A 22,687-nucleotide genomic window follows, 5' to 3' on the forward strand; every position below is an offset into this window, starting at 1 on the left:
GGTCCCACACCCACCAATCGAGGGGGAACCATGCGCAAGTCACTGCCCCTGATCAGCACGGGCGAGCCGCCGGGGGGCGGCGGGGGCGGCTGCTCGTCCGCCGCGCCCGCCGGCGCGCCCGCCGCGGCGGGCGCCCGCCCCGCCCTGCCGCGCTGGCGGAAGCGGAAGCTGCGGATCGCGCTCGTGCGCCACCACGACCTGTGCCTGAACACCCGGCAGATCACCCAGGTGCAGAAGCGTGCCGGGGTGCTGCCCCACCTGGGGCTCGGCTACATCCACACGGCGCTGAAGACGGCCGGGTTCCACGACGTCGTCCAGATCGACACGCCCGCCCTCGGCCTGGACAGCGAGGGGCTGCGCGCGCTGCTCGCCGACTTCCGCCCGGACCTGGTGGGCGTGAGCACCACCACGCCCGGACTGCCGGGCGCCGTCGAGGCGTGCCGGGCGGCCAAGAGCACCGGCGCGAAGGTGATCCTCGGCGGCCCGCACACCGAGGTGTACGCCCGGGAGAACCTCTTCCACGAGAGCATCGACTACGTCGGGGTGGGCGAGGGCGTCACGATCATGCCCGAGCTGGCGGAGGCCCTGGAGCAGGGCGAGGAACCCACCGGGATCCGGGGCCTGGTGAGCCGCGACTGGGACGGCGGGGCCGCGCCCATGGTGAACCTGGAGGACGTGGGCTGGCCGGAGCGTGAGGGGCTGCCCATGCGCAACTACTTCTCGATCATGGCGCCCCGGCCGTTCGCCACCATGATCTCCAGTCGCGGCTGCCCCTTCAAGTGCAGCTTCTGCTTCAAGCAGGCGGTGGACAAGAAGTCGATGTACCGCACGCCGGAGGACGTCGTCGGTGAGATGGCGGAGCTCCAGAAGCGCTACGGCGTCAAGGAGATCATGTTCTACGACGACGTGTTCACCCTGCACCGGGGCCGGGTGCGGGAGATCTGCGAACTCATCGGCTCCACCGGCCTGAAGCTCCGCTGGGAGGCGCCCACCCGGGTGGACCTGGTGCCGGTGAAGCTGCTGGAGGCGATGGCCGGCGCCGGATGCGTACGGCTGCGGTTCGGCATCGAGCACGGCGATCCGGAGATCCTGAGGCGGATGCGCAAGGAGAGCGACATCGAGAAGATCGAACGGGCCGTCACCGACGCGCACGAGGCCGGCATCAAGGGCTTCGGGTACTTCATCGTGGGCTGGCTGGACGAGACGCGCGAGCAGTTCCGCCGGACCCTGGACCTGGCCTGCCGGATCCCGCTGGACTACGCGAGCTTCTACACCGCGACGCCGCTGCCCGGCACCCCGCTGCACACCGAGTCGGTGGCCGCCGGGCGCGTCCCGGCCGACTACTGGGACCGGTTCGTGCGGGGCGAGTTCGACCAGCGGATCGGCTATCTGGTGCCGGACGCGCAACAGCGCGCCCAGATCGCGTACCGGAAGTTCTTCCTGCGCCGCGAGATGGCCAGGCCGCTGCTGACGCACATGGCCCAGACCGGGCAGTGGCGCAACACGCTGGACGGTCTGCGCAGCCTGGCCCGGTCCACGTCCAACACCGACCGTGACTTCTGACGGGGCGGGGCCGGTGCGGCTGAACGAGCCGGTGCGCCCCGGGCGCCCGCCCGTCCGGGAGCCGTTCCCGCTCGGGCACCTGCGCGCCACCGTCTCGCGCGGATACCGCCCCGGCACGACCTGGTCGACACCGGTCCGGTACGTGCTGGACGGCCGGCCCGAGCCGCGCGGCGCGCGGGAGGCGGCCGACGCGCTGCGCCCGGCCCCGGCCACCGGGACGGCCGTGGCGCTGGTCGCGCCGACGTACGTGGGACGGGGCACCCTCGCCGAGCAGGAGGAGCGGCTGGACGCCCTGCTGGAGCGGGTCGTGGAGGCGGCGGACGCGCACCCGGACGTCGGCGTCCTGCTGTTCGTGGGCATGCAGTGGCGGGACGCGGCGGAGGAGAAGGAGGCGCTGCGGCGGCTGGCGGCACTGGTGCGGAGGGCGGCGGCCCGGGCGCCGGGCGTCCGCGCGTGCGGCCTGTCACTGCGGGGTCCGGGCAAGCCCAGGACCCTCAACGCGGCCTTCGCGGTGGCACGGACGCTGGGCTGCGCCGGGGTCGGGTGGCTGGACGACGACGTGACGCTGGAGCCCGGCTGCCTGGCGCACCTGGTGCGGGCCTTCGTGACGGACGGCTGCCGGGGCGCGGTGGGCGCGACGAAGGTCCCGCACACGGCCGCGTACGCCACCTCCCGAGCCCTCGCGCGGGCCAAGGCGGTGGCCGCGCCCGCCACCTGCTACCCGCACGGCTGCTGCGTCCTGGTGGCCACCGACGTGGTGGCCGGCGGCATGCCGGACCGGTATGTGTCGGACGACGGTTACGTGTGCTTCCGGCTGCTGGACCCGGGGCTGCCCGATCCGCTGCGGTACCTGCGGCTGGTGCCGGAGGCCCGCTGCCACTACGTGGTGGCCGGTCCGGCCGGCGAGACCCGCCGCCGGATCCGCCGGCTGCTGCTCAACCACCTCATCGACCTGGCCGACTGGCCGCTGCCGGTCGCCCGCTACTACTTCCGTCACGTCCTGTTCGGCGGCATGTGGCCGCTGACCGGTTTCGACCGCGCACGGGGCGTGCGCCACGGTGCCGCCGTGGCCGCGATCAAGTGGCTGTACTTCTGCTGGTTCTGCGGGGTGGGCGCGGAGCTGTACGTGCGCGGGTTGCTGCGCCGCCCGCTGCGCGAGGTCCGGTGGGCCCCCTATTCGGCCGTCCGCAACCCGTCACCCGCATTCGAGGAGAGCCGATGAAGGTCCTGTCACTCCACTCCGCCGGACACGACACGGGGGTCGGCTACTTCGAGGACGGCCGGCTGCGGTTCGCCGTGGAGACCGAGCGGCTCACGCGCGTCAAGCACGACCACCGGGCGGACGTCGCGCTGCGGCACGTACTGGAGCGGGAGGGCGTGGACGCCGGCGGGATCGACCTGGTGGCAGTGTCCACCCCGGTGCGCGGCGCGCTGCTGCGCATACCGGACCTGGACGTGGCGATGGAGCGCGTCACCGCGGGCGCGACGCACCACCGGACGACGTGCGAGCTGCTGGGGCGGACCGTCGACTGCGTGGTCGTCACGCACGAGGTGTCGCACGCGGCGCTGGCGGCGCACTACGCGGGACACGAGGACGGCACGGTGGTGCTGGTCAACGAGGGGCGCGGCCAGGTGAGCCGCAGCTCGCTGTTCCGGGTGGCGGGCGGGCGCCTGGAGTGGGTGGAGAAGGATCCGCTGCCCTGGTACGGCAACGGCTTCGGGTGGACCGCGATCGGGCACCTGCTGGGCTTCGGGAAGAGCCCGAGCGTCGCGGGGAAGGTGATGGCGCTGGGCGGGTACGGGGAACCGAGCGCCCGGGTGCGGGAGATGCTGCTGGCGGTGGACCGGCGGGTGATGGACGACCTGGCGCTGGCCGAGCGGGTGCGCGAGGAGTTGTCGGCGCGGCCCGAGTTCGGCCGGGACTTCGGGACGATGGCGCGGGTGGTGGCGTCGTTCCAGGAGCTGTTCACCGAGACGGTCCACGAGCTGTTGAGCCGTCATGTGGCGCGGACGGAAACGGGTTTCGGCCCGGTCGCCCTCGGCGGCGGCTGTGCGCTGAACATCGTCGCCAACTCGGTGCTGCGCCGCCGCTTCGGCCGGGACGTCGCGGTGCCGCCGGCGTGCGGTGACGCCGGGCACCTGGCCGGGGCCGGGATCTACGCCCTGCGGTACCTGGCGGGCCAGGACGTGGCGCCGCTGAGCGTGTACGCGAACGGGGGCGGCGAGTCCCGGGAGGCGGTGCTGCGGGCGCTGGCCGGGGCGGGGCTGGAGCCGGTCCCGTACGACCGGGGCGTGGTCGCGGGCACGCTCGCCGGCGGTGGGGTCGTCGCGCTGCTGGAGGGCGCCGCGGAGCTGGGCCCGCGGGCGCTGGGGCACCGCTCGTTGCTGGGCAGTCCGGCGGTGCCGGGGATGCGCAAGCGGATGAGCGAGGAGCTGAAGCAGCGCGAGTGGTACCGGCCGCTGGGCGCGGTGATGCGCGAGGAGCGGTTCGCCCGGCTGTACCCGGGGCAGTACGGCTCGCCGTACATGCTGTTCGAGTACGACGTCCCGGAGGGCGTCGCTCCGGAGGCCCGCCATGTGAACGGCACGTGCCGCGTGCAGACCCTCGGTCCGGGAGAGGCCCGGCTGCACGCGCTGCTGGCCGAGTTCGAGGCGCTGAGCGGTGTCCCCGCGCTGATCAACACCTCCCTCAACGGGCCGGGCCGGGCGATCGCCCACACGGCCGGCGACGTGCTGGACGACTTCGCCGGCAGCGGGGTGGACCTGTTCGTCTTCGACGACCTGATGGCGCGGCGGCGCGGCTAGGGCGGGTCTTTCGGATCAGACCGGATCGGGGAGCGGGGTCCGGTGCGTGCGGATGCGAGGCGGAGGAGGGAGCCACTGCGGAGCGTTGGTGACCGACGGCAACGCCGCGGACGCGCGTGCCGGGGCACACGAGCCCGGCGAGATCCGAAGACACGACCTAGGGCCGCCGCGGCGGTGGGGGTCCGGGCGGGCGGGGTACGTGCGGGGGGACGAGCCGGTCGAGGACGTCGTCGGTGTAGAGGTCGACGACGGGGGCGAGGGCCCGCGAGGCCGGCTGTTCCCGTATCGCCGCGTGGGCCCGGGCGCGCAGCCGTTCCAGCAGGCTGACGACCTGTGCCGGGGTGACGGCCCGGGTGCGCAGCAGGTGGCCGAGGTTGCCGTCGCGTTCGCCGTCGCGGGCGTAGTCGGTGAGGTCGTCGGCGATGGTGATGACGGTGCCGAACGCCTCGGCGAAGGCGCGGGCGGGTGCCAGGGCGCGGGGCAGCCGGCCGGCGAGCGCGGCGAGGGAGCCGTAGCAGCCGAGGAACGTCGCGCCGTACGTCCGGGCGTGGGCGCGCCATTCGTCGAGGGTGCGGGCGCGGTGCCGCTTGGTGCGTATCTGCCCGGCGCAGATGGTGGTGAAGTCGCGTTGCAGCAGGTCGGCGACGGCCTGGGCGTCGTGGCTGAGGCGGCACAGTTCGCGCAGGGCGGTGAGGTGCAGGTGGAGGGCGAGGCAGGCGAGTTCGACGCGGTCCAGGCCGCTGTCGTCGTCCATGAGGTCGTCGACGAGCTTCATGGCGACGATGTCGAGGGCGAGCGCGGAGGCCACGTCGGCGCGCACCGGCCGGTCGGTGATCCACTCGGTGAGGAAGTGCGGTACGCGCAGGTAGAGGCGGAGTGCGGCGACATGGGCGACAAGGTCGCCGGAGCCGCCGCCGGCGGCGACGAGGGCCGTCACCCGGTCACGGTTGGCCGCCTCGGTGGCGAGCATGGCGGCGGTGTACTCCTCGGTGAGCGGGGCTCTGTGGGCGTCGTTCACCGCCGGGCCCCCCGTATGTGGGGGACGAGTCCGGGACGGGCCGGGGCGAGGCCGCTGAGCGTCGTGCGCCAGTCGTCGTGCTCCAGGGCCCCGGCGAAGCCCACGTAGTCGGCGCCCGCGTCGAGGTACGCGGTGACGCGGTCCCGGGAGCGGACGTTGCCGCTGACGAAGAGGATCTGGTCGGGGCGCAGCCGGTTCCTGAAGTGGCGGACCACGCCGGGCGGGACGTGGGCGTGGCGGGAGTAGAGGTACACCATGTGGAAGCCGAAGTTGAGCGCCACGTCGATGTGCCGGTCGAGCTGGGCGGTGCCCGTCCCCACCGGAACGGTGCCGAGGAGGTCGCCGGTCCTGCGGTCCTCGCCGAAGGTGAGGGCGACGGTGAGCAGGAGTTCGGGCCACTGCTCGCGGTTCATCCGGCCGGGCATGGTGAGCAGGGTCTCCAGGAAGCTCTTCCAGACGAAGTAGTCGTCCTGGGAGCCGAGGAGGGCGGGCAGGATCACCGCGTCGGCCCCGGCGACCAGGGGGAAGCCGACGCCCTTGCGCGGCGGGAAGTGCAGCAGGACCGGTAAGGACGTGGCCGCCTTGATGCGGGCCACGTAGGGTTCCATGCGCGTCTCGAACGACTCGTAGTCGGTGCTGGCGAGGATGACGAAGGGGAAGCCCAGTTCGTCCAGGGCCACCGCCTTCTCCACCGCCTCGGCCGGCGGCACCTTGAAGGGGTCGATGATGTGCACCGGGCCGGGCCGCAGGTCACGGAGGCCGGCCAGTACGTGCCGTGACGGAAGTGCGAGGTCGGGCGACGGTTCCATGGAGCGCTCCCCTCTCGTCTCGATGGGCGTGCGGCGGGGCGCCCGGAAACCGTTGGGGCGGGCCGTTCCGGCAGCGGTGAGCGACCGGAAATCAGGAATTCCGGTTCGTCCGCGGATCGCATTCGTCATTCCGGACGACCGGCAGCTTTTATCGACCCCCGAGCACGCGGAGTTCACTCTACAGTCGTTCATTCGACCGAGGTAGGGGTGAAATTCAGCGGAGCGAATACACGGGCCGGCACGTCGGCGCGTCAGCCGAATTGCATGTGCGCCCGGCGGCGCAGCCGTACCGACTGGACGGCGCTGCTCACCGCCGTCAGGAGCACGGCCGTCACGAGCGCGTGCGTGACGCCCGGGGCGAGGGACGCGGCGCCCGGACCGTCGACCGCGTAGGTGATGATCTCCCTGGTGGACCAGAACGGCAGGGCGCGCGCGGAGTCCTTGGCCGGGTCCATGACCATCTGCGCCCCGATGACGGAGATGAGCAGCAGGGTGCCTTCCATGTCACGTGGCACGGCCAGCCCCAGGAGCAGGCCGAGGGGCACGGCGACGAGTGTGGTCAGGGCCAGTTCCAGGGCCACGGCCGCGAGGTCGCGCACGTCCTGGTCGACGGCGATCAGCAGCGCGTAGAGCGCGGAGACGACCAGGCCCGCGGTGACCAGGGCGAGGACGCGGCCGAGGTGGAGGTGGCGGGGCCGGAAGCCGCCCAGGGCGAGACGTGGCTCGATCTCGCGCCCGCCGACCGAGGAGAAGAGGGCGGCGGCGCTGACCGCGAAGCCGAGGCCCAGGCTGGCGAACCGGATGGCCTGGCCCGGCTCGTCGTGCCGGCCGAGGTAGAACACGAGCGGCACCAGGAGCAGCAGGCCGAGGACGCCACGCCTGCGGGTGAGTTCGAGCAGGGTCATCTGCGCCATGCGCAGGGTGCGGAACGTCGGATTCACAGGGTCGTCCCCGTCGCCGTGCGGGGGCTGAGGTCGAGGACCTGGTCCACCCGGTCGAGGCGGTTCAGCATGTGGGTGACGACGACGACCGCCTTGCCCTCCTCGCGCCAGTCCCACACGTGTCGCCAGAAGTCGAGGTAGGAGCCCCGGTCGAAGCCCTGGTACGGCTCGTCCAGGAGCAGGACGTCGGGGTCGCCGAGCGCGGCCAGGACCACGTTGAGCTTCTGCCGGGTGCCGCCGGAGAGGTCCTTGGCGAGGGTGCGCCGGTTCACCGTCCAGTCCAGGGCGCGGGCCAGTTCGCGTCCGCGCCGGGCGGCGGCGCCCCGGCGCATGCCGCGGCCGGCGCCGAAGAGGGTGAAGTGCTCGCCGGGCGTCAGGAAGCCCATGACACCGGCGTTCTGCGGGCAGTAGCCGAGGCGTCCCCGGACGGTCACCCGGCCGCCGTCGGGCGTCACGAGTCCGGCGCAGATCTTCAGCAGGGTGGACTTTCCGGCGCCGTTGCTGCCGACGATCGCCGCGACCTCGCCGGCGCGTACGGCGAGGTCGACGCCGTGCAGGACGCGCCGGCGGCGGTAGCTCTTGACGATTCCCCGTGCGTGGAGCAGCACGGGCGCTCCTTCGTCGCCGGGGCTCTCCCCCAGCCCTTCGGTCGGTCGCGTGCTCGCGGGATACACCATGGGTGCGTCACCCCTCGGTCGGTGGTGTCGGTCTGCGGTCCGCCGGACGGTCACGGGGGTGGGGCGCTCTGCATTCGGTGATCTTGCCGTGCGGCACCTGTGGAACGGTCGCCTTTTTACCACGCCCTCCGGCCGGCGCCACGTCTTTCCGCCATAACGGCGCAAGGACGCCGGGACGTCAATTCCGGCCATTCCCGGGGAAGTCCACGAAGGCCGTCTTGTGATCATTCCGCGGAATTGGCTAGCCTCCCCGACCGGCGCCACCCATTTGTTCTGCGATTTCTTCACGGTTCCCGGCGATTCCGGGGCACCGAACGGCCGGGCGGAGGCATGGATGCGCGCGGGCAGCCACGACGGACGTACCCGGCTCCAGCGCGCCGTGGCGCGGGGGTTCGACCCGGGGCCGGAGGTCCGGCCGCCGGTCACCCTCGTCCTGCCGCCCGGCGAGCGGCCGGACCGGCTGCCCCGTGGCGGACTGGGCGTCCTGCTGCCGACGTACGTGGGGCGGTGCGACGCGCGGGACCACGCCACCATGGTCGCCCATGTGCGCGACGCGCTGGCGGAGGCGCACGCCGCGCACCCGGACGTGCCGCTGACCGTCTGGGTCGGGATGCAGTACGGGCCGGGCGAGTACGAGGAGGCGCTGCGCCGGCTGCGCGCGACGGCCGCGGTGGCACGGCGGGGCGCCGGCCCGGACGCCCTCGCGTTCGCCGGGCTGGCGCTGCCGGGGCCCGGCAAGCTGCGCACCGTGAACGCGGCGGTGCGCGCCGGCCGGGACCGGGACTACGCGGGCTGGCTGTGGATCGACGACGACGTGGAGCTCGGCCCGCGCTGCCTCGCCCGGCTGCTGACCCGGTTCCGGGAGCGCGGCTGCACCGGGGCGGTCGGCGCGCGGCTGGTGGCGCTGCCGAGGTCGACGCCGGCGTCACAGGTCATGGACCGGGTCTCCGGGTGCACCGTGCCGCCGGGTGCCTGCCCGGTGGCGGGCTGCATGCTGGTGGAGACGAAGGTGATCGCCGGCGGGATCCCGCCCCGCCGGCTGGCCGACGACGGCTTCGTGCTGTTCGAGCTGCTCGACCCGGCGGCCCGTGACCCGCTGCACGACCTGGAGGTGCTGCCCGGCGCGTACTGCCGCACCTACCGGGTCGGGGGCGCCCGTGACACACGGCGCCGGCTGCGCCGCTCCCTCTACAGCCATGTGACGTGCATGGCCGACTACCCGCGGGCGACGGCGCGCCGGTACTTCCGGGACGTCCTGTTCCACGGCCTGTGGCCACTGGCCCCGTGGGACGGCAGCCGCGGCCCGCTGCGGGGGGCGTTGCGGTGGACCGTCAAGGCGGTGCACTTCGGCTGGTTCTGCGCCGTCGCGGCCGGTCTGGTGGCTCGGGGGCTGACGCACCGTCCGCTGCGGTCGGTGGCGTGGGGCGACGAGGGCGGCTTCCGCAGGCCGGACACGGTACGACCGGCCCGGGCCTGACGCTCCGGGCCTCCACTCACGACCGAGAAGGGGAGCCGCGGTGTGGCCACCGGCTGAGAACACCAGGGCGACCGCCCTGACCGTCATCCTTCCGCACTACGACTGCGCGGCCTACCTGGGTGCCGCCGCCGGGTCCGTCCTCGGCCAGGACTTCCGCGACCTGACCCTGGTGGTGGTCGACGACCGCTCCCCCGGCGACGACTGGCGGGCCGCCCTGCGCCCCTTCGCGGACGATCCCCGGCTGGTGGTGCTGCGCACCACCCGCAACGTGGGCCACCTGCGCATCAAGAACGCCGTGCTGGAAGGCGTACGCGGTCCGTACATCGGCTTCCAGGACGCGGACGACATCAGCCTGCCCGGCCGGTTCCGGCGGCAGGTGGCCCTGCTCGACCGGGGCCGCGCCGACCTCGTGGGCTGCGGTTACGAGTGCATCGACGCCTCCGGCCGGGTCACGGGGCGCCGCCGGATGCCCCGGTACGGCAACCTGTGGATGCGGCTGGGCCGGTCGACGGTCGCGCTGCACCCGTCGACGGTGGTGCGGCGCGAGGCGCTCCAGCGGCTCGGCGGATTCGACGGGACGGCCCGGCTGGGCGCCGACACCGACTTCCACCTCAGGGCGGCCCGGCTCTACCGGCTGCGGAACGTCGGCCGGGTGCTTTACCGGTACCGCGTCTGGCCCCGGTCACTGACCCAGGCGCCGGAGACCGGGTTCGGCTCCGAGGCGCGCCGGGCCTACACCGAGTCCCTGCGGCGGCGGGAGGAGGCCAGGCGCCGGGCCGGGTCCCGGGCCGAGCTGCTGCCGCTGCTGATCGCGCCGCCGAACGACGTCGACTTCGGCCTCGAACCGGTCGACCCGGCCTGACATGGCGGTGTCGATGGGCGTCGTGGTGGTGTCCCCGGACGGCGAGTGGGACGCGGCGGTGGGCAGCCTGCTGGCGCAGCGCGTGCGGCCGGCCGCCATCACGGTGGTCACCTGGGTGCCGGGCGGGCCGCGGCGGGATCCGCGGGTGCGGGTGGCCCACTGCCTGCCGTCCGCCGCCGCCGCGGTGTGCCGCCGGGAGGCGCTGCGGACGCCGGCCGACTTCGTGGCCTGCCTGGGCGGCCGGGACGAGGCGCTGCCGGGCTGGCTGGAGGCGCTGGTGGAGGCGTGCCGGGCGCCGGGGACCACCGGGCGGGTCGGGGTGGTGCGGTACGGCGCCGTACGGATCCGGCCCGACGGGGTGGTCGGCGGTGTGGTGCTGCCCGAGCCGGACGGACCCGCCGGGGGCGCCCCCTGGGACGGCGCGCTGTTCGCCGCCGGCCGCTCCCGAGCCGGGTGGGGGCGCGAGGACGGCGGCGACGGCGCCCCCTGCGCGGTGCGGCGGGACCTGCTGGCGGTGACCGGCCGGGGGCCGGCCCGGTGCGTGGCCGTGCCCCGGCTGCTGGTGCGGCGGTACGCGCCGTGCGGCGGGCCCGCGCCCGCCGCACGGCCCGCGCCCCGACCGACCGCCCGGCCTTCGGCGGTGTCCCCGGCCGGCCCCCCGGCGTCCGGGCGCCGCCCCGCCCGCCCCGCGCTGGTGTCGGTGGTCCTCCCGGTCCGCGACGGCGCCCCGACGCTGCCCGCGCAGCTGCGGGCCCTGGCGGAGCAGACGTACACCGGCGCGGTGGAGGTGCTGGTGGTCGACAACGGCTCGACGGACCGTACCCGCGAGGTGGCCTCGGCGGCGCGCGCGCTGGTCCCGGGACTGCGGGTGCTGGACGCGGGCGACCGGCCGGGCGAGGGCTACGCCCGCAACACCGGGATCGCCGCCGCCCGCGGGGACTTCGTGGCCTTCTGCGACGCCGACGACGTGGCCGCCCCGGGCTGGCTCGCGGGCCTGGTCGAGGCGGCGGCCGGCGGGGCGGACCTCGTCGGCGGTGCCCTGGACGTCGGGCTGCTCTCCCCCGCGTACGCCGACGAGCAGCCGGTACCGCTGACCGAGCAGGGCGACTTCCTGCCCTTCGCGCGCGGCGCCAACTGTGCCGCGTGGAAGGACGTCCTGGTGGCCGTCGGCGGCTGGGACGAGTCGTACCGGGGCGGCGGCGAGGACATGGACCTGTCCTGGCGGGCGCAGTTGTGCGGTTTCCGGCTCGTGTACGCCCCCGACGCCCTGATGCACTACCGGCTGCGCGACGGCCTGGCGTCCCTGGCCCGCCAGAAGTGGAACTACGGGCTGTCCGGCGCCCGGCTGTACGCCCGCTACCGGCACGCCGGCTTCGAACGCCGCCGCCTGTCCGTCGCGGCGGTGAACTGGCTGGTGCTCCTGGTCCGCCTGCCGGACCTGGTGCGCTCCCGGGCGCTGCGGCGGCGCTGGGTCCGGTACGCGGCGCGGCTGGCGGGGTTCCTCGCGGGCAGCGTGCGGCAGGGCGTGCTCTACCCCTGATCGGCCGTCCGGGTGCACCCGCCGGGTCGCGCCGACCGCGCCGCCGGCCCGTGTGGAAGGCTGGACAGTCCGATTCCGAACCCGGTCACGGCTCCGGGGCGAGGGCGTCAGGAGACACATGTGCGGTCCGGGAGCGTGAAACGGCGGCGCCCGGGTCCCCTGTCCGGTGACCCGCTGGGCGCCCTCGCCGAACTGGTCCTGCGCTTCCCCGTCCGTACGCTGCTGCTGACCGGCTGCGCGCTGCTGGTCGCGGCGGTGGCGGCGGTGGGCGTGACCGGGAAGCTGCACCACGGCGGTACGACGCCCCCGGGGTCGGAGTGGGCGCGGGCCGAACACACCCTGTCCACGGCGTTCCGGAGCGGGAGCCCGACCGTGACCCTGGTGGCCACGGCGGACGCGGGCGGGTCGGTGGACGATCCGGCGGCGGTGCGCGCCGGGACGCGGCTGGCGGAGCGGGCGCGGTCGCTGCCGAAGGTGGTGGGGGTGCGCTCGTACTGGACGGGCCGGCCCGGCGCGCTGCGCGGTGGTGACGGGCGGTCGGCGCTGGTGCTGCTGCGGGTGGCGAGCGGTGAGGCGACGGCCCACCGGGACGTCGAGCCGCTGCTGCGGGAGCTGACGGGCCGCCACGGTCCGCTGTCGGTGGCCGCCACCGGCCCCACACCGGTGGGCCTGGCCATCGAGCGGCAGAGCCGGCTTGACCTGCACCGTACGGAGCTGCTGGCCGCGCCGCTGACGGCGGCCGTGCTCGTCGTCGTCTTCGGGGGCGTCGTCGCGGCGGCGCTGGCGCTGCTCGTCGGGGTGTGCGCGGTGGTGGGCGCCGTCGCGTTCCTGAGCGGGCTGTCCCATGTGACGACGGTGTCGGTGATCGCGCTGAACCTGACCACGGCGCTGGGGTTCGCGGTGGCGGTCGACTTCGGCCTGTTCATGCTGGCCCGCTACCGGGAGGAGCGGGCGCGGTACCGCGACGAGCGGGATCCGGGCGAGGCCGCGCACCAGGCGCTGGTCGCCACGGTGTGCAGCACCGGCCGTACGGTGGTGTGCTCGGCGCTGACGGTGATCGGCAGCCTCGCCGCGCTGCTGGTGTTCCCGCTGGGCATGCTGCGGTCCGTGGCGTACGGCGGGATCGCGGTGGTGGCGCTGAGCGCGCTGCTCGCGGTGACCGCCCTGCCCGCCACGCTGCTCCTGCTGGGTTCGCGCGTCGACGCGCTGTCGGTGCGTCGCCGCAGCGCGTGGGTCGTACGGGACGGCGGCCGCTGGTACCGGCTCGCGTACGGGGTGATGCGCCGCCCGGTGCCGGTGGTGCTGGTGCTGGGCGCGCTGCTGACCGCGCTGGTGCTGCCGTTCACGGGCGCCCGGTTCGGGACGTTCGACGACCGGGCGCTGCCGGCCGGTTCGGCGACGCGGCAGGCCACGGACACGGTGCGCCGGGACTTCGACCACCACGCCCTGCATCCCGTGCAGGTGGCGCTGCCGGGCCTGGACGCCCGGGCGGGCGGGGCCGCGCTGGACGGCTACGCGCGGCGGCTGGCCCGGCTGGAGCACGTGGCGCGGGTGGAGACGGCGACGGGCACGTACCGGGAGGGCCGGCGGGTGGGACCGCCGGTGCCCGGGTCCGGTTACGCGTCCCCGGCGGGTGTGTGGGCGGCGGTCGTGACCGACGTCGGTCCGGAGACTTCGGAGGGCGCGGAGGTGGCGCGGGCGGTCCGGGCGGTCTCGGCGCCCGTCCCGGCGCTGGTGGGCGGTACGCAGGCGTGGCTGGCCGATCTGGGCGACACCATCCGGGCCGGGACGGTGCCGGCGCTGTCGCTGATCGCCGTGGTGACACTGCTGTTGCTGGGGTGGTGCACGCGCAGTGTGGTCCTGCCGTTGAAGGCACTGGTCCTCAACGTGCTGAGCCTGAGCGCCACGTTCGGGGTGATGGTGCTGGTGTTCCAGGAGGGGCATCTGAGCGAGTGGCTGGGCGGCTTCACGGTGACGGGGGTGACCGACACCGTCGTACCCGTCCTGGTGCTGTGCGTCGCCTTCGGGCTGTCGATGGACTACGAGGTGCTGTTGCTGTCCCGGACGGTGGAGGAGCACGAGGCGGGCGCGTCGACGCGGCAGGCGGTGGCGCGTGCCGTGCAGCGGACGGCGGGGCTGTTCACGGCGTCCGCGCTGGTGGTGATCGTCGTGATGGTCGCGCTGGCGGCGTCGGGGCTGCTGCTGCTGAAGGTGGTGGGGGTGGGCCTGGCGGTGGCGGTGTTCGTGGACGCCACGGTGATCCGGCTACTGCTGGCGCCCGCCCTGATGGCGCTGCTCGGCCGGGCCAACTGGTGGGTACCGGCCGTGCGCCCCGCCCCTCAGTCCCTGGTGCCGATGAAGAGGTAGTACGGCACGCGGGCCGGCAGGTACGGCACCGGCGAGAGGCTCTCGCGCACCCGCGCGGCGGTGAACCGGGCGCGCAGGTAGGGCAGGTGGTCCGGGGACAGGAAGACGTCGTTGTGGCTGAACCAGGCGGGCCACAGGTGGCGGCGCCACGCGGCGTGCCGCGCGCCGCGTGCGGGGTGCTTGCGGGAGACGTAGAAGTCGCACACGGCGATCGTGCCGCCGGGCCGCAGGAGGGCGCGGGCGTGGTCGACCGCGGCGAACCAGTCGGGCATCATCGTCAGCGCGTAGGAGAACACCACGACGTCGGCCCGTCCGTCCCGGGGCCGGTAGTCGGTGGCGCTCGCGAGGACGGTCTCCACGTTGTCCCAGCCGGACCGCTCGACGCGCCGGCGGGCGACGTCCAGCATCGACGCGGAGACGTCGACGAGGGTGATCGCGCGGAACTCCTTGCGGTGCCGCTCGTCGAGGTGCGCGATGTTGCTGCCGGTGCCCGCGCCCATCTCGACGAGGTGGCCGCCCGGTACGGACGGCAGCAGGCCCATCAGCTCGCGGCGGCCGTGCAGGAGCCGTTCCCGGAAGGCGTCGTAGTCGCCGGCCGCCGCCCGGTAGTACGACTCCATGCGCTCGGCGGGCGTCTCGCCCGCGACGCGCGGGAAGGCCATGTGGCGGATGGTGCGCAGGTCGGACCGGAGTCCCATGGTCGCTCCCTCGGTCAGGGCAGGTCGGCGATGTGGAAGCTGCCGTAGGTGTGCACCCGGTCCTGTTCGTGCAGGCGGGAGGCGAGCTCGGGGTGGCGGTGCAGCAGTTCGGCCAGCCGCCGCGTACGGCCCTCGTGGACGACGCTCACGGGGTCGAGGTAGCGGGTGCGCAGTCCGGCACTGCGGTAGATCACGCGGGCGCCTGGGCGGGCCGCGTCGACGATGGCCTGCCACTCCTCCGCCAGGGCGGCCTGGTCGCGCCAGCCCATCCAGTCCATGTGGTCCAGCAGCACGAACTTCGAGATGTCCGGACGGGGCCCGGCGGCGGTGAGGAACCCGGTCACGGTCGTGGTGCGCACGTCCAGGCGGGGCAGGGCGTCGCGGAGGCGGGCGAAGTTGCCGGCCTTGAGGTACTCGGGACAGCACTCGGGCGTGTACGAGCCGGTGATGTAGGCGCGCCAGAAGTAGTTGTCGGTAACGGGCAGCCGGCCGAAGATCGCGTCGAACCCGTCGTGGATGAGCTGGGCCGTGCCGCCGGGGTACTCCTCGGTGATCTCGTGGCGCTGCTGCGGCGGCACCCCGGCGAAGCTGAGGGCGAGCGGCTGGGCGCCGAGCCGCGCCGCCGACCAGAGCTTGTCGCGCAGCCGCGACTCGTAGATGTGGCGCTGCCGCTCCAGTGTGGGCGCGGCCAGCAGTTCCTCCAGGTGGGGGCCGAGCCCCTGGAAGCGGCGCAGGAACATCATGAGGCCCCTGGCGAGGAAGCCCGAGGTGCCCCGGTAGTAGAAGGAGTTGCGCCAGCCCCGCCCGGCGAAGGCCTCGATGTACCCGTCCCAGTACCGCCGTGCGAACGGCGTCAGGTCGGCGCGCAGCGCGTCGTGGTACATCTCGTGGGCCCGCACGGACCGGCCGGCGCCGAACAGCTCGAAGAACTCGCCGTGCGCCAGGCGCCGGACACCGGCCGCCTTCAGTTCCAGCAGGGCGTTCTGGCGCGGGTTGACGTCGACGGCCGTCACCCTGCCCGCGCCGGCCAGCAGGTAGTCCAGCGCGTTGCAGCCACCGCTGGTGATGACCAGGACATGGTCGTCGGGCCGGATGCCGAGAGCCGCGCGGTCGAGCGCCGGGTCCTCCCAGCAGGCGTTGTAGACGAGTTTCCGGTCGTGCAGGGCGGTGAACATCCGCCCCGCCAGCGGGGTGCCCGGGCGGGGGGCGGGCAGCTCCGGAGAGGGGGCGGCGACCGGCGTCACGTCGGCGGATGGGTACGAGGGCATGACCCTCACCATGCTGGATGGGGCGCCCGGGCCGGTGCGGAGACACCCGGAATCCCCCGGCCGGCCCAACGCCGGGTGGTGACCCGTTGGGCCGGGCGGGCGGCTCGGCGGCCCCGCGCGGGCCCGGACGGCCGGCACGGGGACCCGCGGGGAGGACGCTGTCCGGTGGACCGAGCGAGGGAGTGACCACCGTGGAACGACAGCGAGAGCCGGGCGTGACGCCCCTGGGCGTGGTGGGCACCGCCGTGACGCTGGCGGCGCTCACCCTGCTGGTACGCGGCCGCCGGCGGGCGCCCCGCCGCCCCCGCGCCGACCGCCGCGCCCCCGGGGAGCGCTGGACGCCCCTGCTCCTCATCCCGGGCGCGTGACCCCGGCGCGGGACGCGGCGGGCTCACGCGTACGCCGGGGGGCACGGAGCCCGGACGGGGGCGGCGGCCCGGACCGGGGCGGGGCGGGGCCCCGTTGTCGCCGGGTGGCCCGGGTGCGCCGGGCGCGCCGGGTGCCGCGGACCTCCGGCGCGGCCCGGTGTCAGCCGCCGATGCGGGCGCCGACCGCCGCGAGGGCCGTGGTCACGGGCTGGAAGAACGTCTCGCCGCCCACGTCGCAGTTCCCGCTGCCGCCCGAGGTGAGGCCGATGGCGTCGCCCTCCCTGGTGAACAGGGAGCCGCCGCTGTCGCCGGGCTCGGCGCACACGTTCGTCTGGACGAGTCCCGTGACGGTGCCCTCGGGGTAGTTCACGGTGGCGTTCAGGCCGGTGACCTGACCGTCCCGCAGCCCGGTGGTGCTGCCCATGCGGAACACCTGCTGTCCGACCGCCGCCTCAGCGGCCTGCCGGATGTCCAGCTTCCGCCCACCGCCCACGTCGACGACGCTCGGTGCCTCGGCGTTCGGGTCGTCGTACGTGACGAGGCCGAAGTCCCCCTCGCCGGGGAAGACGCTCTCCCGCACCGAGCCGAGCGCCGTGCCGTTTCCGTCCGCCCACTGCCGCGAGGCGGCGGTGCAGTGCCCGGCGGTGAGGAACCCGTTCCGCCCGTCCTGCGTGGTGACGTTGAAGCCGAGCGAGCAGCGCGAGCCACCGCCGAAGATGGCGTCGCCGCCGTCGGCGAAGGGCTTGAACTCGCCTTGGGACTTCCGCAGGCGGGCCATGCCCGGCCCCAGGGACGCGACCGCCGACTCCAGCCTGTCCCAGCGGTCGCCGGTGACCGTGCGGTCGGCGGTGACGACAACCTGGTTCGTCCGGGGGTCGAGGGCCCACGCGGTCCCGGGAATCCCCGCCTTCCGTGACAGCGTGCGGGTGGCGGAGGTCAGTTCGCCGGTGCTGTTGCGTACGGGCCGGGCGACCGCGCCGGCCCGCTCGACCTCGGCCTTCTCCGTCCCGTCGCCGTCCGCCACGTTGACCACGAGCTTCCGCTCGGCGGCGTCGTAGTACGCCCCTCCGTAGGAGTCGCCGAGGGCCGCGCCGAGCTGCCGGGCCACCTGTGCGGCGGACGCGGCGTTCAGGGTCCTGGCGGTGACCCGCTCCGGTTCCGGACCGGGCGGGGAAGCGTTGGCGTTGGGCAGCAGGATCGCCGCCGCTGCCATGCCGACCGCCCCGGCTCCTGCGAGGACGGCTTTTCGCTTGGGTATGCGCCTGTGACTCAACTCCGCTGCTCCTGCTGCTGGTTCGGACTCCGGTGGCCGTCGGCGACCGGGGGGACGCGTCCGCCCCTAGGTACGGACGGTGCGGCGGATGCGTTCACCGCCGCGACGGCCGGTTCGCCGCGACCGCCCGGTCGCGATCCCCGGCGTGCCCCGCCGTGGCCCCGGGCGCGATCACGGCGCGGTCACCGGTGGCGACCGCGCGCGGGCCGGTCGCACCCCTTGCCGGGGCCGCGAGGGCCGCCGGGACCGCGCGGGTCGCTCCGGAAGACGATGCGATGTTAGAAATAGGGCATGAGCGGACGTCTCGGACGGACCAGGCGAGCGTCGGGCCGCCCGGCCCCGGGACGCGAACCGAGCGCTCCTGACCGGCCCCGGCCCCCGGCCGCGCGGCGACCGGCGGGCGGAGGAGTGCGGTCGCTGCTGGGCGTGCGCACCGTCGCCGGTCAGGTGCTGCTGCTCCAGATCGTGGTAGCGGTGCTGCTGATCGCGGCCGCCGTGGCCGGACTGGCGGTCCAGGCCCGTTACAACGGCGAGCACGAGGCCCAGAACCGCTCGCTGGCCGCCGCCGAGTCCTTCGCGGACGCCCCGGGCACCGTGGCGGCGCTGAGGTCGCCCGACCCGACCGCCGCGCTGCAGTCCTCGGTGCGCAGGGCCCGGGACGGCTCCGGCCTGGACTTCATCGCGGTGATGACCCCGGACGGGACACGGGTCGCCGACAACGAACCGTCGCTGGTGGGCCGCCGGGCCGAGGGGGTGGAACGCGCCGCCGCGGGGACCGCCTTCACGGAGATCTTCGAAGGCGCTCCCAACGACGCGGCCCGCGCGGTCGTCCCCGTCACCGACGCCGACGGTTCGGTGGTGGGGCTGGTGAGCGCGGGTGTCTCGATCGAGAACGTGGGGGACGCGGTCAACCGCCACCTCCCGGTGCTCCTGGCCTCCGCCGGCGCGGCGCTCGCGCTGGCGGTCGGCAGCTCGGCGCTGGTGAGCCGGCGGCTGCGCCGGCAGACCCACGGCCTGGGGCCCACCGAGATGACCCGGATGTACGAACACCACGACGCCGTTCTGCACGCGGCGCGCGAGGGCGTGCTCATCATCGGGGACGACGGTCGGCTGACGCTGGTCAACGACGAGGCACGGCGGCTGCTGGAGCTGCCGCCGGACGCGGAGGGGCGCCCCGTCACCGACCTGGGCCTGGACGTGGGCACCGCCGAGCTGCTCGCCTCGGGCCGCGCCGTGACCGACGAGGTCCACCTCGCCGGGGACCGCCTGCTGGCCGTCAACACCCGCCCCACCGCCCCGTACGGCGGGGCGTCCGGTACGGTCGCGACGCTCCGCGACACCACCGAGCTGCGCGCGGTGTCGGGGATGGCGGAGGTGGCCCGGGAACGGCTGCGGCTGCTGTACGAGGCCGGTGTGCGGATCGGGACGTCGCTGGACGTGGTGCGGACCGCCGAGGAGCTGTCGGAGGTGACGGTCCCGGGGTTCGCGGACTTCGTCACGGTGGAGCTGCTCGATCCCGTGCTGCGCGGCGAGGAGCCGTCGGGCACGCACACCGAGATGCGGCGTACGGCGGTCAGCGGCATCCGGGACGACCACCCGCTCCAGCCGGTGGGCGACCTGCTCCGGTTCGCCGTCGCCACCACGCCGATGGCGGCGGCGCTGGCGAGCGGGCACGCGGTGCTGGAGCCCGATCTGGACGTCGCGCACGGCTGGCGGGCGCAGGACCCCTCGGGGGCCCGGGAGGCCCTCGCGTACGGCATCCACTCCCTGGTCACCGTGCCGTTGCAGGCGCGCGGAGTGGTGCTGGGCATGGCGAACTTCTGGCGCTCCGAGCGGCCGGAGCGGTTCGAGGAGGAGGACCTCGCCTTCGCCGAGGAGGTGGCCGCCCGGGCGGCGGTCGCCATCGACAACGCGCGCCGCTTCACCCGCGAGCACACCATGGCCGTCACCCTCCAGCGCAGCCTGCTGCCACGGGTCCTGCCGGAGCAGGGCGCGCTGGACATCGCGTACCGGTACCTGCCGGCGCAGGCGGGGGTGGGCGGCGACTGGTTCGACGTCATCCCGCTGCCGGGGGCGCGGGTCGCGCTGGTGGTGGGTGACGTGGTGGGGCACGGTCTGCACGCCGCCGCCACGATGGGCCGGCTGCGGACGGCGGTGCACAACTTCTCCGCGCTGGACCTGCCTCCGGACGAGCTGCTGGGCCACCTGGACGAGCTGGTGTCCCGCATCGACCAGGAGGAGGCCGGTGACGGCGAGGGCATCACCGGGGCGACCTGCCTGTACGCGATCTACGATCCGGCGTCCGGCCGGTGCAGCGTGGCGACCGCGGGGCACTTCGCCCCGGTCCTGCTCCTGCCGGACGGCACGGTGGACTGCCCCGACGTGCCGGTCTTCCCGCCCCTGGGGCTGGGGAATCTGCCGTTCGAGACCGCCGAGCTGCAGCTGGCGGAGGGCACCCAGCTGGTGCTCTACACCGACGGGCTGATCGAGTACCGCGAGCGTGATGTGGACACCGGGCTCCGCGTGCTGCGCGAGACGCTGTCGGGACACCCGGAACGGACGCCCGAGGAGACCTGTCAGGCGGTGTTCGGCGCCATGCTGCCGCCGCACCGGAGCGACGACATCGCGTTGCTGGTGGCGCGGACGAGCCTGATGGACCGGGGCCGGGTCGCCGAGTGGGACGTGCCGCCCGACCCCTCGGCCGTCGCAACGGTGCGGGCCGCGTGCGGGCGCCAGCTGGAGCAGTGGGGGCTGGAGGACATCGGATTCAGCACCGAGCTGATGCTCAGCGAGCTGATCACCAACGCCATCCGCTACGGCTCCGAGCCGATCCACGTGCGGATGCTGTACGAGCGCTGCCTGATCTGCGAAGTGTCGGACGGCAGCAGCACCTCCCCGCACCTGCGGCGGGCGGCCACCACCGACGAGGGCGGCCGGGGGTTGTTCCTGGTGTCCCAGTTCGCCGAGCGGTGGGGCACCCGGTACACCCCGACCGGCAAGGTGATGTGGACGGAACAGTCCCCGGCTGCCGGGCCCCGGCAGCCGGTGGAGCTGATGCTGGACGACGTGTCCTGGTGACCGGGCGCCGGGCCGGGCCGGTGCCCGGCCCGGCCCGGCGAGCGGGAGCGGAGTGCGGGTGGTACGCGTTTGCTTTCGGAAGCGCCATGGACGGGCCGCGGTGAGCCCGCTCCGGCGGAAGCGCACCCGCCGTGCCCCGCTCTCCGCTGCCGACGTCCGCCCAGAGCGACCGGTCGGCGTCGCGCCGTTCGCCGCTCTCTCGCACCCTTTGTGCCCTATTTAACCGCTTATGCGCGCTACACCGGCATTGCACTGACCACCCATGTTGGGTGGCTTACAAGGGAATTGTCGCCACCGGTCGGCACGCGTGACAAGAATCACCGGCACCTTTCGCCGCCGACCCGCCCGATGGGCTGTTTTCCCGTTCGTACACAGCGAAGTTGACGGTCCACCATCCGGAACGAACGGGTCCGCGGCGTTCGGACCGCGCCTTGTTCCACCCGGCACCTCTCGCTTACGGTCCCCTCAATCCGGATGGAACGCCGAATCCTGCCGCCGTCCGGTGACCCCACCCACTCACGTACGCACGGCAGGAGCGGGGGACCCAGGTAAGCCGCCGATCCGGAGCATTCGCCGGAACGGCTCGGGGTGAAGTCGCGCTCATCGCGCGGCCGGACATCTCCCGTCCGAACCCGACAGCTCACCTCGCAGGCGCCGGAGAGGAATTCGCCATGCCCGCAAAGGGTAAGCACCGCCGTCCCAAGAGCAGCCCGCTCACCCGTCGTCTCGTCGCCGCGGCAACGGGCGGCGCCGCACTCGCGCTGCCCGTGATCGGCGCCACCACCGCGCAGGCGGCCCCGAACGTCGCACCCGCCGTCACGGCGAAGGCCGGTGCGGTCACGTACGCGGTCGTCGCGGGCGACTCCCTGTCCTCGATCGCGAGGGAGCACGGGGTGAGCGGCGGCTGGAAGAAGCTGTACGAGGACAACCGGAAGGCCGTCGGCGCCGACCCGTCGCTGATCCGCCCCGGCCTCACGCTGACCATCGGCGCCAAGGCCGCGGTCGTGCGCACGGCCACCGCGCCCGAGCGGGCCGACCGGTCCGCCGAGCGGAAGGCGGCGCCGGTCGCCGCCAAGGCCGCGACGTACCCGGACAACCTGGACGGGTGGATCCGGGAGGCGCTGGACGTCATGGCCCGGCACGGCATCCCCGGCTCGTACGAGGGCATCCACCGCAACATCATGCGCGAGTCCTCGGGCAACCCGTTCGCCATCAACAACTGGGACATCAACGCCGTGAACGGCACTCCCTCGAAGGGGCTCCTCCAGGTCATCGCGCCGACCTTCGAGGCGTACCACGTGCCGGGCACCTCGACGGACCCGTACGACCCGGTCGCCAACATCACCGCCGCCTGTAACTACGCGGCCGACCGGTACGGCTCCATCGACAACGTCAACGGCCCGTACTAGGACCGGACCGGGACGGGGTTACCGCCCGCCCTCACGCATCCGCCCGCCGGGGCCGGCCGCACCTCCGCGGCCGGCCCCGGCGTCGTCACGCCGCCGCCCGCCCGCACCGGAGGGCCTCGGCGGGCGCACCGCCGGCGCGGGCGGGGGTCCCCAGGGCGGGACGACCGGGCTTCCCTCTCCCCGGCTCTCCGCTGAGCGGCGCGTTTCCCGCGCGTACGCGGGCCGCCGGGAGTGGGCCACACGGACTGCGGGCCGTTGCATAGTCATGCATTTCATGACAATATTACCCATACCGCGCTTGACGAGGAGTTTCCCCGCATGGCCCACGAAGCCGACCCGACTGCTCCCACCCCCGCACGACGCGTCGACATCGCCTCCGCCCGCGACTGCCACGACTGCGGCGAGTGGGGCACCGTCATCGACTGCCACGGCCACGACGCGCCGTGCCCGTCCTGTCAGCGACCCCGCCGGGCGTGACGCACCGCCGCCCCGGACGGCACCCGCGCGAGTCATGACACCGCCGCGCCAAGCGGG

18 protein-coding genes and 1 riboswitch are annotated in these 22,687 nt (G+C 74.4%); of the genes, 11 read left to right on the forward strand and 7 right to left on the reverse strand.

Translation table 11 applies throughout. The features are described from left to right. Nucleotides 1-30: 30 nt before the first annotated feature. From IE109_RS14560 to IE109_RS14570, 3 genes are read left to right on the forward strand one after another with little or no spacing between them, the layout of a single operon-like run. On the forward strand, nt 31-1,563 hold the full coding sequence (locus tag IE109_RS14560) for a B12-binding domain-containing radical SAM protein (RefSeq protein WP_189551261.1): 1,533 nt from the start codon (nt 31-33) through the stop codon (nt 1,561-1,563). Continuing rightward, nucleotides 1,553-2,785, forward strand: a complete 1,233-nt coding sequence (locus IE109_RS14565; protein WP_229891024.1) for a glycosyltransferase family protein — start codon at nt 1,553-1,555, stop codon at nt 2,783-2,785. The genes IE109_RS14560 and IE109_RS14565 overlap by 11 nt, the downstream gene beginning before the upstream one ends. Then, nucleotides 2,782-4,368 (forward strand): carbamoyltransferase C-terminal domain-containing protein, encoded by a 1,587-nt coding sequence (locus IE109_RS14570; protein ID WP_189551262.1) that lies wholly within the window; start codon nt 2,782-2,784, stop codon nt 4,366-4,368. Before IE109_RS14565 ends, IE109_RS14570 begins: the two co-directional genes overlap by 4 nt. 157 nt (nt 4,369-4,525) lie before the next feature. Here the strand turns inward: IE109_RS14570 and IE109_RS14575 are convergent, their stop codons facing one another. The 4 genes from IE109_RS14575 to IE109_RS14590 all read right to left on the reverse strand — a co-directional run bounded on the left by IE109_RS14575 (nt 4,526) and on the right by IE109_RS14590 (nt 7,744). Beyond that, nucleotides 4,526-5,386: a class 1 isoprenoid biosynthesis enzyme gene (locus IE109_RS14575; RefSeq protein ID WP_229891049.1), complete on the reverse strand. Its 861-nt coding sequence runs from the start codon at nt 5,384-5,386 to the stop codon at nt 4,526-4,528. Continuing rightward, complete coding sequence (locus IE109_RS14580; RefSeq protein WP_189551263.1) at nt 5,383-6,195, reverse strand: beta/alpha barrel domain-containing protein; 813 nt, start codon at nt 6,193-6,195, stop codon at nt 5,383-5,385. The genes IE109_RS14575 and IE109_RS14580 overlap by 4 nt, the downstream gene beginning before the upstream one ends. 251 nt (nt 6,196-6,446) lie before the next feature. Continuing rightward, nucleotides 6,447-7,136 (reverse strand): hypothetical protein, encoded by a 690-nt coding sequence (locus IE109_RS14585; protein ID WP_229891026.1) that lies wholly within the window; start codon nt 7,134-7,136, stop codon nt 6,447-6,449. Further along, the gene (locus tag IE109_RS14590; protein ID WP_229891028.1) at nt 7,133-7,744 is read right to left on the reverse strand and encodes an ATP-binding cassette domain-containing protein; all 612 of its coding nucleotides are present in this window, start codon (nt 7,742-7,744) and stop codon (nt 7,133-7,135) included. The genes IE109_RS14585 and IE109_RS14590 overlap by 4 nt, the downstream gene beginning before the upstream one ends. A gap of 403 nt (nt 7,745-8,147) precedes the next feature. Here IE109_RS14590 and IE109_RS14595 point away from each other — a divergent pair, with 403 nt between their 5' ends. The 4 genes from IE109_RS14595 to IE109_RS14610 all read left to right on the forward strand — a co-directional run bounded on the left by IE109_RS14595 (nt 8,148) and on the right by IE109_RS14610 (nt 14,059). Continuing rightward, on the forward strand, nt 8,148-9,290 hold the full coding sequence (locus IE109_RS14595) for a glycosyltransferase family 2 protein (RefSeq protein WP_189551265.1): 1,143 nt from the start codon (nt 8,148-8,150) through the stop codon (nt 9,288-9,290). A 40-nt stretch (nt 9,291-9,330) separates the two neighbouring features. Further along, nucleotides 9,331-10,152, forward strand: coding sequence for a glycosyltransferase family 2 protein (locus tag IE109_RS14600; protein WP_229891030.1), 822 nt, complete (start codon nt 9,331-9,333; stop codon nt 10,150-10,152). A 1-nt stretch (nt 10,153) separates the two neighbouring features. Next, nucleotides 10,154-11,692: a glycosyltransferase family 2 protein gene (locus IE109_RS14605; RefSeq protein WP_189551266.1), complete on the forward strand. Its 1,539-nt coding sequence runs from the start codon at nt 10,154-10,156 to the stop codon at nt 11,690-11,692. Between the two features lie 135 nt (nt 11,693-11,827). Continuing rightward, nucleotides 11,828-14,059 (forward strand): MMPL family transporter, encoded by a 2,232-nt coding sequence (locus IE109_RS14610; protein ID WP_189551267.1) that lies wholly within the window; start codon nt 11,828-11,830, stop codon nt 14,057-14,059. On the opposite strand, the gene IE109_RS14615 is transcribed toward IE109_RS14610, so the two are convergent. Both IE109_RS14615 and IE109_RS14620 read right to left on the reverse strand, forming a co-directional pair. Beyond that, the gene (locus tag IE109_RS14615; protein WP_189551268.1) at nt 14,032-14,757 is read right to left on the reverse strand and encodes a class I SAM-dependent methyltransferase; all 726 of its coding nucleotides are present in this window, start codon (nt 14,755-14,757) and stop codon (nt 14,032-14,034) included. The genes IE109_RS14610 and IE109_RS14615 overlap by 28 nt on opposite strands. Nucleotides 14,758-14,771: 14 nt before the next feature. After that, nucleotides 14,772-16,025, reverse strand: a complete 1,254-nt coding sequence (locus IE109_RS14620) for a BtaA family protein (protein WP_229891032.1) — start codon at nt 16,023-16,025, stop codon at nt 14,772-14,774. Nucleotides 16,026-16,216: 191 nt separating this feature from the next. Here IE109_RS14620 and IE109_RS14625 point away from each other — a divergent pair, with 191 nt between their 5' ends. Next, complete coding sequence (locus IE109_RS14625) at nt 16,217-16,393, forward strand: hypothetical protein (protein ID WP_189551269.1); 177 nt, start codon at nt 16,217-16,219, stop codon at nt 16,391-16,393. A gap of 160 nt (nt 16,394-16,553) precedes the next feature. Here the strand turns inward: IE109_RS14625 and IE109_RS14630 are convergent, their stop codons facing one another. Then, on the reverse strand, nt 16,554-17,606 hold the full coding sequence (locus IE109_RS14630; RefSeq protein ID WP_189551270.1) for a S1 family peptidase: 1,053 nt from the start codon (nt 17,604-17,606) through the stop codon (nt 16,554-16,556). Between the two features lie 351 nt (nt 17,607-17,957). Here IE109_RS14630 and IE109_RS14635 point away from each other — a divergent pair, with 351 nt between their 5' ends. From IE109_RS14635 to IE109_RS14645, 3 genes are all read left to right on the forward strand, one after another. After that, on the forward strand, nt 17,958-20,744 hold the full coding sequence (locus IE109_RS14635; RefSeq protein ID WP_189551271.1) for a SpoIIE family protein phosphatase: 2,787 nt from the start codon (nt 17,958-17,960) through the stop codon (nt 20,742-20,744). Between the two features lie 499 nt (nt 20,745-21,243). Continuing rightward, a riboswitch (cyclic di-AMP (ydaO/yuaA leader) is annotated at nt 21,244-21,411 on the forward strand. A gap of 4 nt (nt 21,412-21,415) precedes the next feature. Further along, nucleotides 21,416-22,153, forward strand: coding sequence for a transglycosylase SLT domain-containing protein (locus IE109_RS14640; RefSeq protein ID WP_189551272.1), 738 nt, complete (start codon nt 21,416-21,418; stop codon nt 22,151-22,153). A gap of 318 nt (nt 22,154-22,471) precedes the next feature. Beyond that, a complete protein-coding gene (locus tag IE109_RS14645) occupies nt 22,472-22,630 on the forward strand; it encodes a hypothetical protein (RefSeq protein ID WP_189551273.1) in 159 nt (52 codons plus the stop codon). The last annotated feature ends 57 nt before the right edge of the window (nt 22,631-22,687 follow it).

Origin of the sequence: Streptomyces lavendofoliae (genome assembly GCF_014649735.1) — a bacterium.
Taxonomy (GTDB): Bacteria; Actinomycetota; Actinomycetes; order Streptomycetales; family Streptomycetaceae; genus Streptomyces; species Streptomyces lavendofoliae.

Coding starts and splice junctions, on each gene's coding strand:
- IE109_RS14620 (WP_229891032.1), bottom strand. CDS start 16,025: ATGCCCTCGTACCCATCCGCCGACGTGACGCCGGTCGCCGCCCCCTCT.
- IE109_RS14635 (WP_189551271.1), top strand. CDS start 17,958: ATGAGCGGACGTCTCGGACGGACCAGGCGAGCGTCGGGCCGCCCGGCC.
- IE109_RS14645 (WP_189551273.1), top strand. CDS start 22,472: ATGGCCCACGAAGCCGACCCGACTGCTCCCACCCCCGCACGACGCGTC.
- IE109_RS14615 (WP_189551268.1), bottom strand. CDS start 14,757: ATGGGACTCCGGTCCGACCTGCGCACCATCCGCCACATGGCCTTCCCG.
- IE109_RS14595 (WP_189551265.1), top strand. CDS start 8,148: ATGCGCGCGGGCAGCCACGACGGACGTACCCGGCTCCAGCGCGCCGTG.
- IE109_RS14640 (WP_189551272.1), top strand. CDS start 21,416: ATGCCCGCAAAGGGTAAGCACCGCCGTCCCAAGAGCAGCCCGCTCACC.
- IE109_RS14580 (WP_189551263.1), bottom strand. CDS start 6,195: ATGGAACCGTCGCCCGACCTCGCACTTCCGTCACGGCACGTACTGGCC.
- IE109_RS14570 (WP_189551262.1), top strand. CDS start 2,782: ATGAAGGTCCTGTCACTCCACTCCGCCGGACACGACACGGGGGTCGGC.
- IE109_RS14630 (WP_189551270.1), bottom strand. CDS start 17,606: ATGGCAGCGGCGGCGATCCTGCTGCCCAACGCCAACGCTTCCCCGCCC.
- IE109_RS14560 (WP_189551261.1), top strand. CDS start 31: ATGCGCAAGTCACTGCCCCTGATCAGCACGGGCGAGCCGCCGGGGGGC.
- IE109_RS14605 (WP_189551266.1), top strand. CDS start 10,154: ATGGCGGTGTCGATGGGCGTCGTGGTGGTGTCCCCGGACGGCGAGTGG.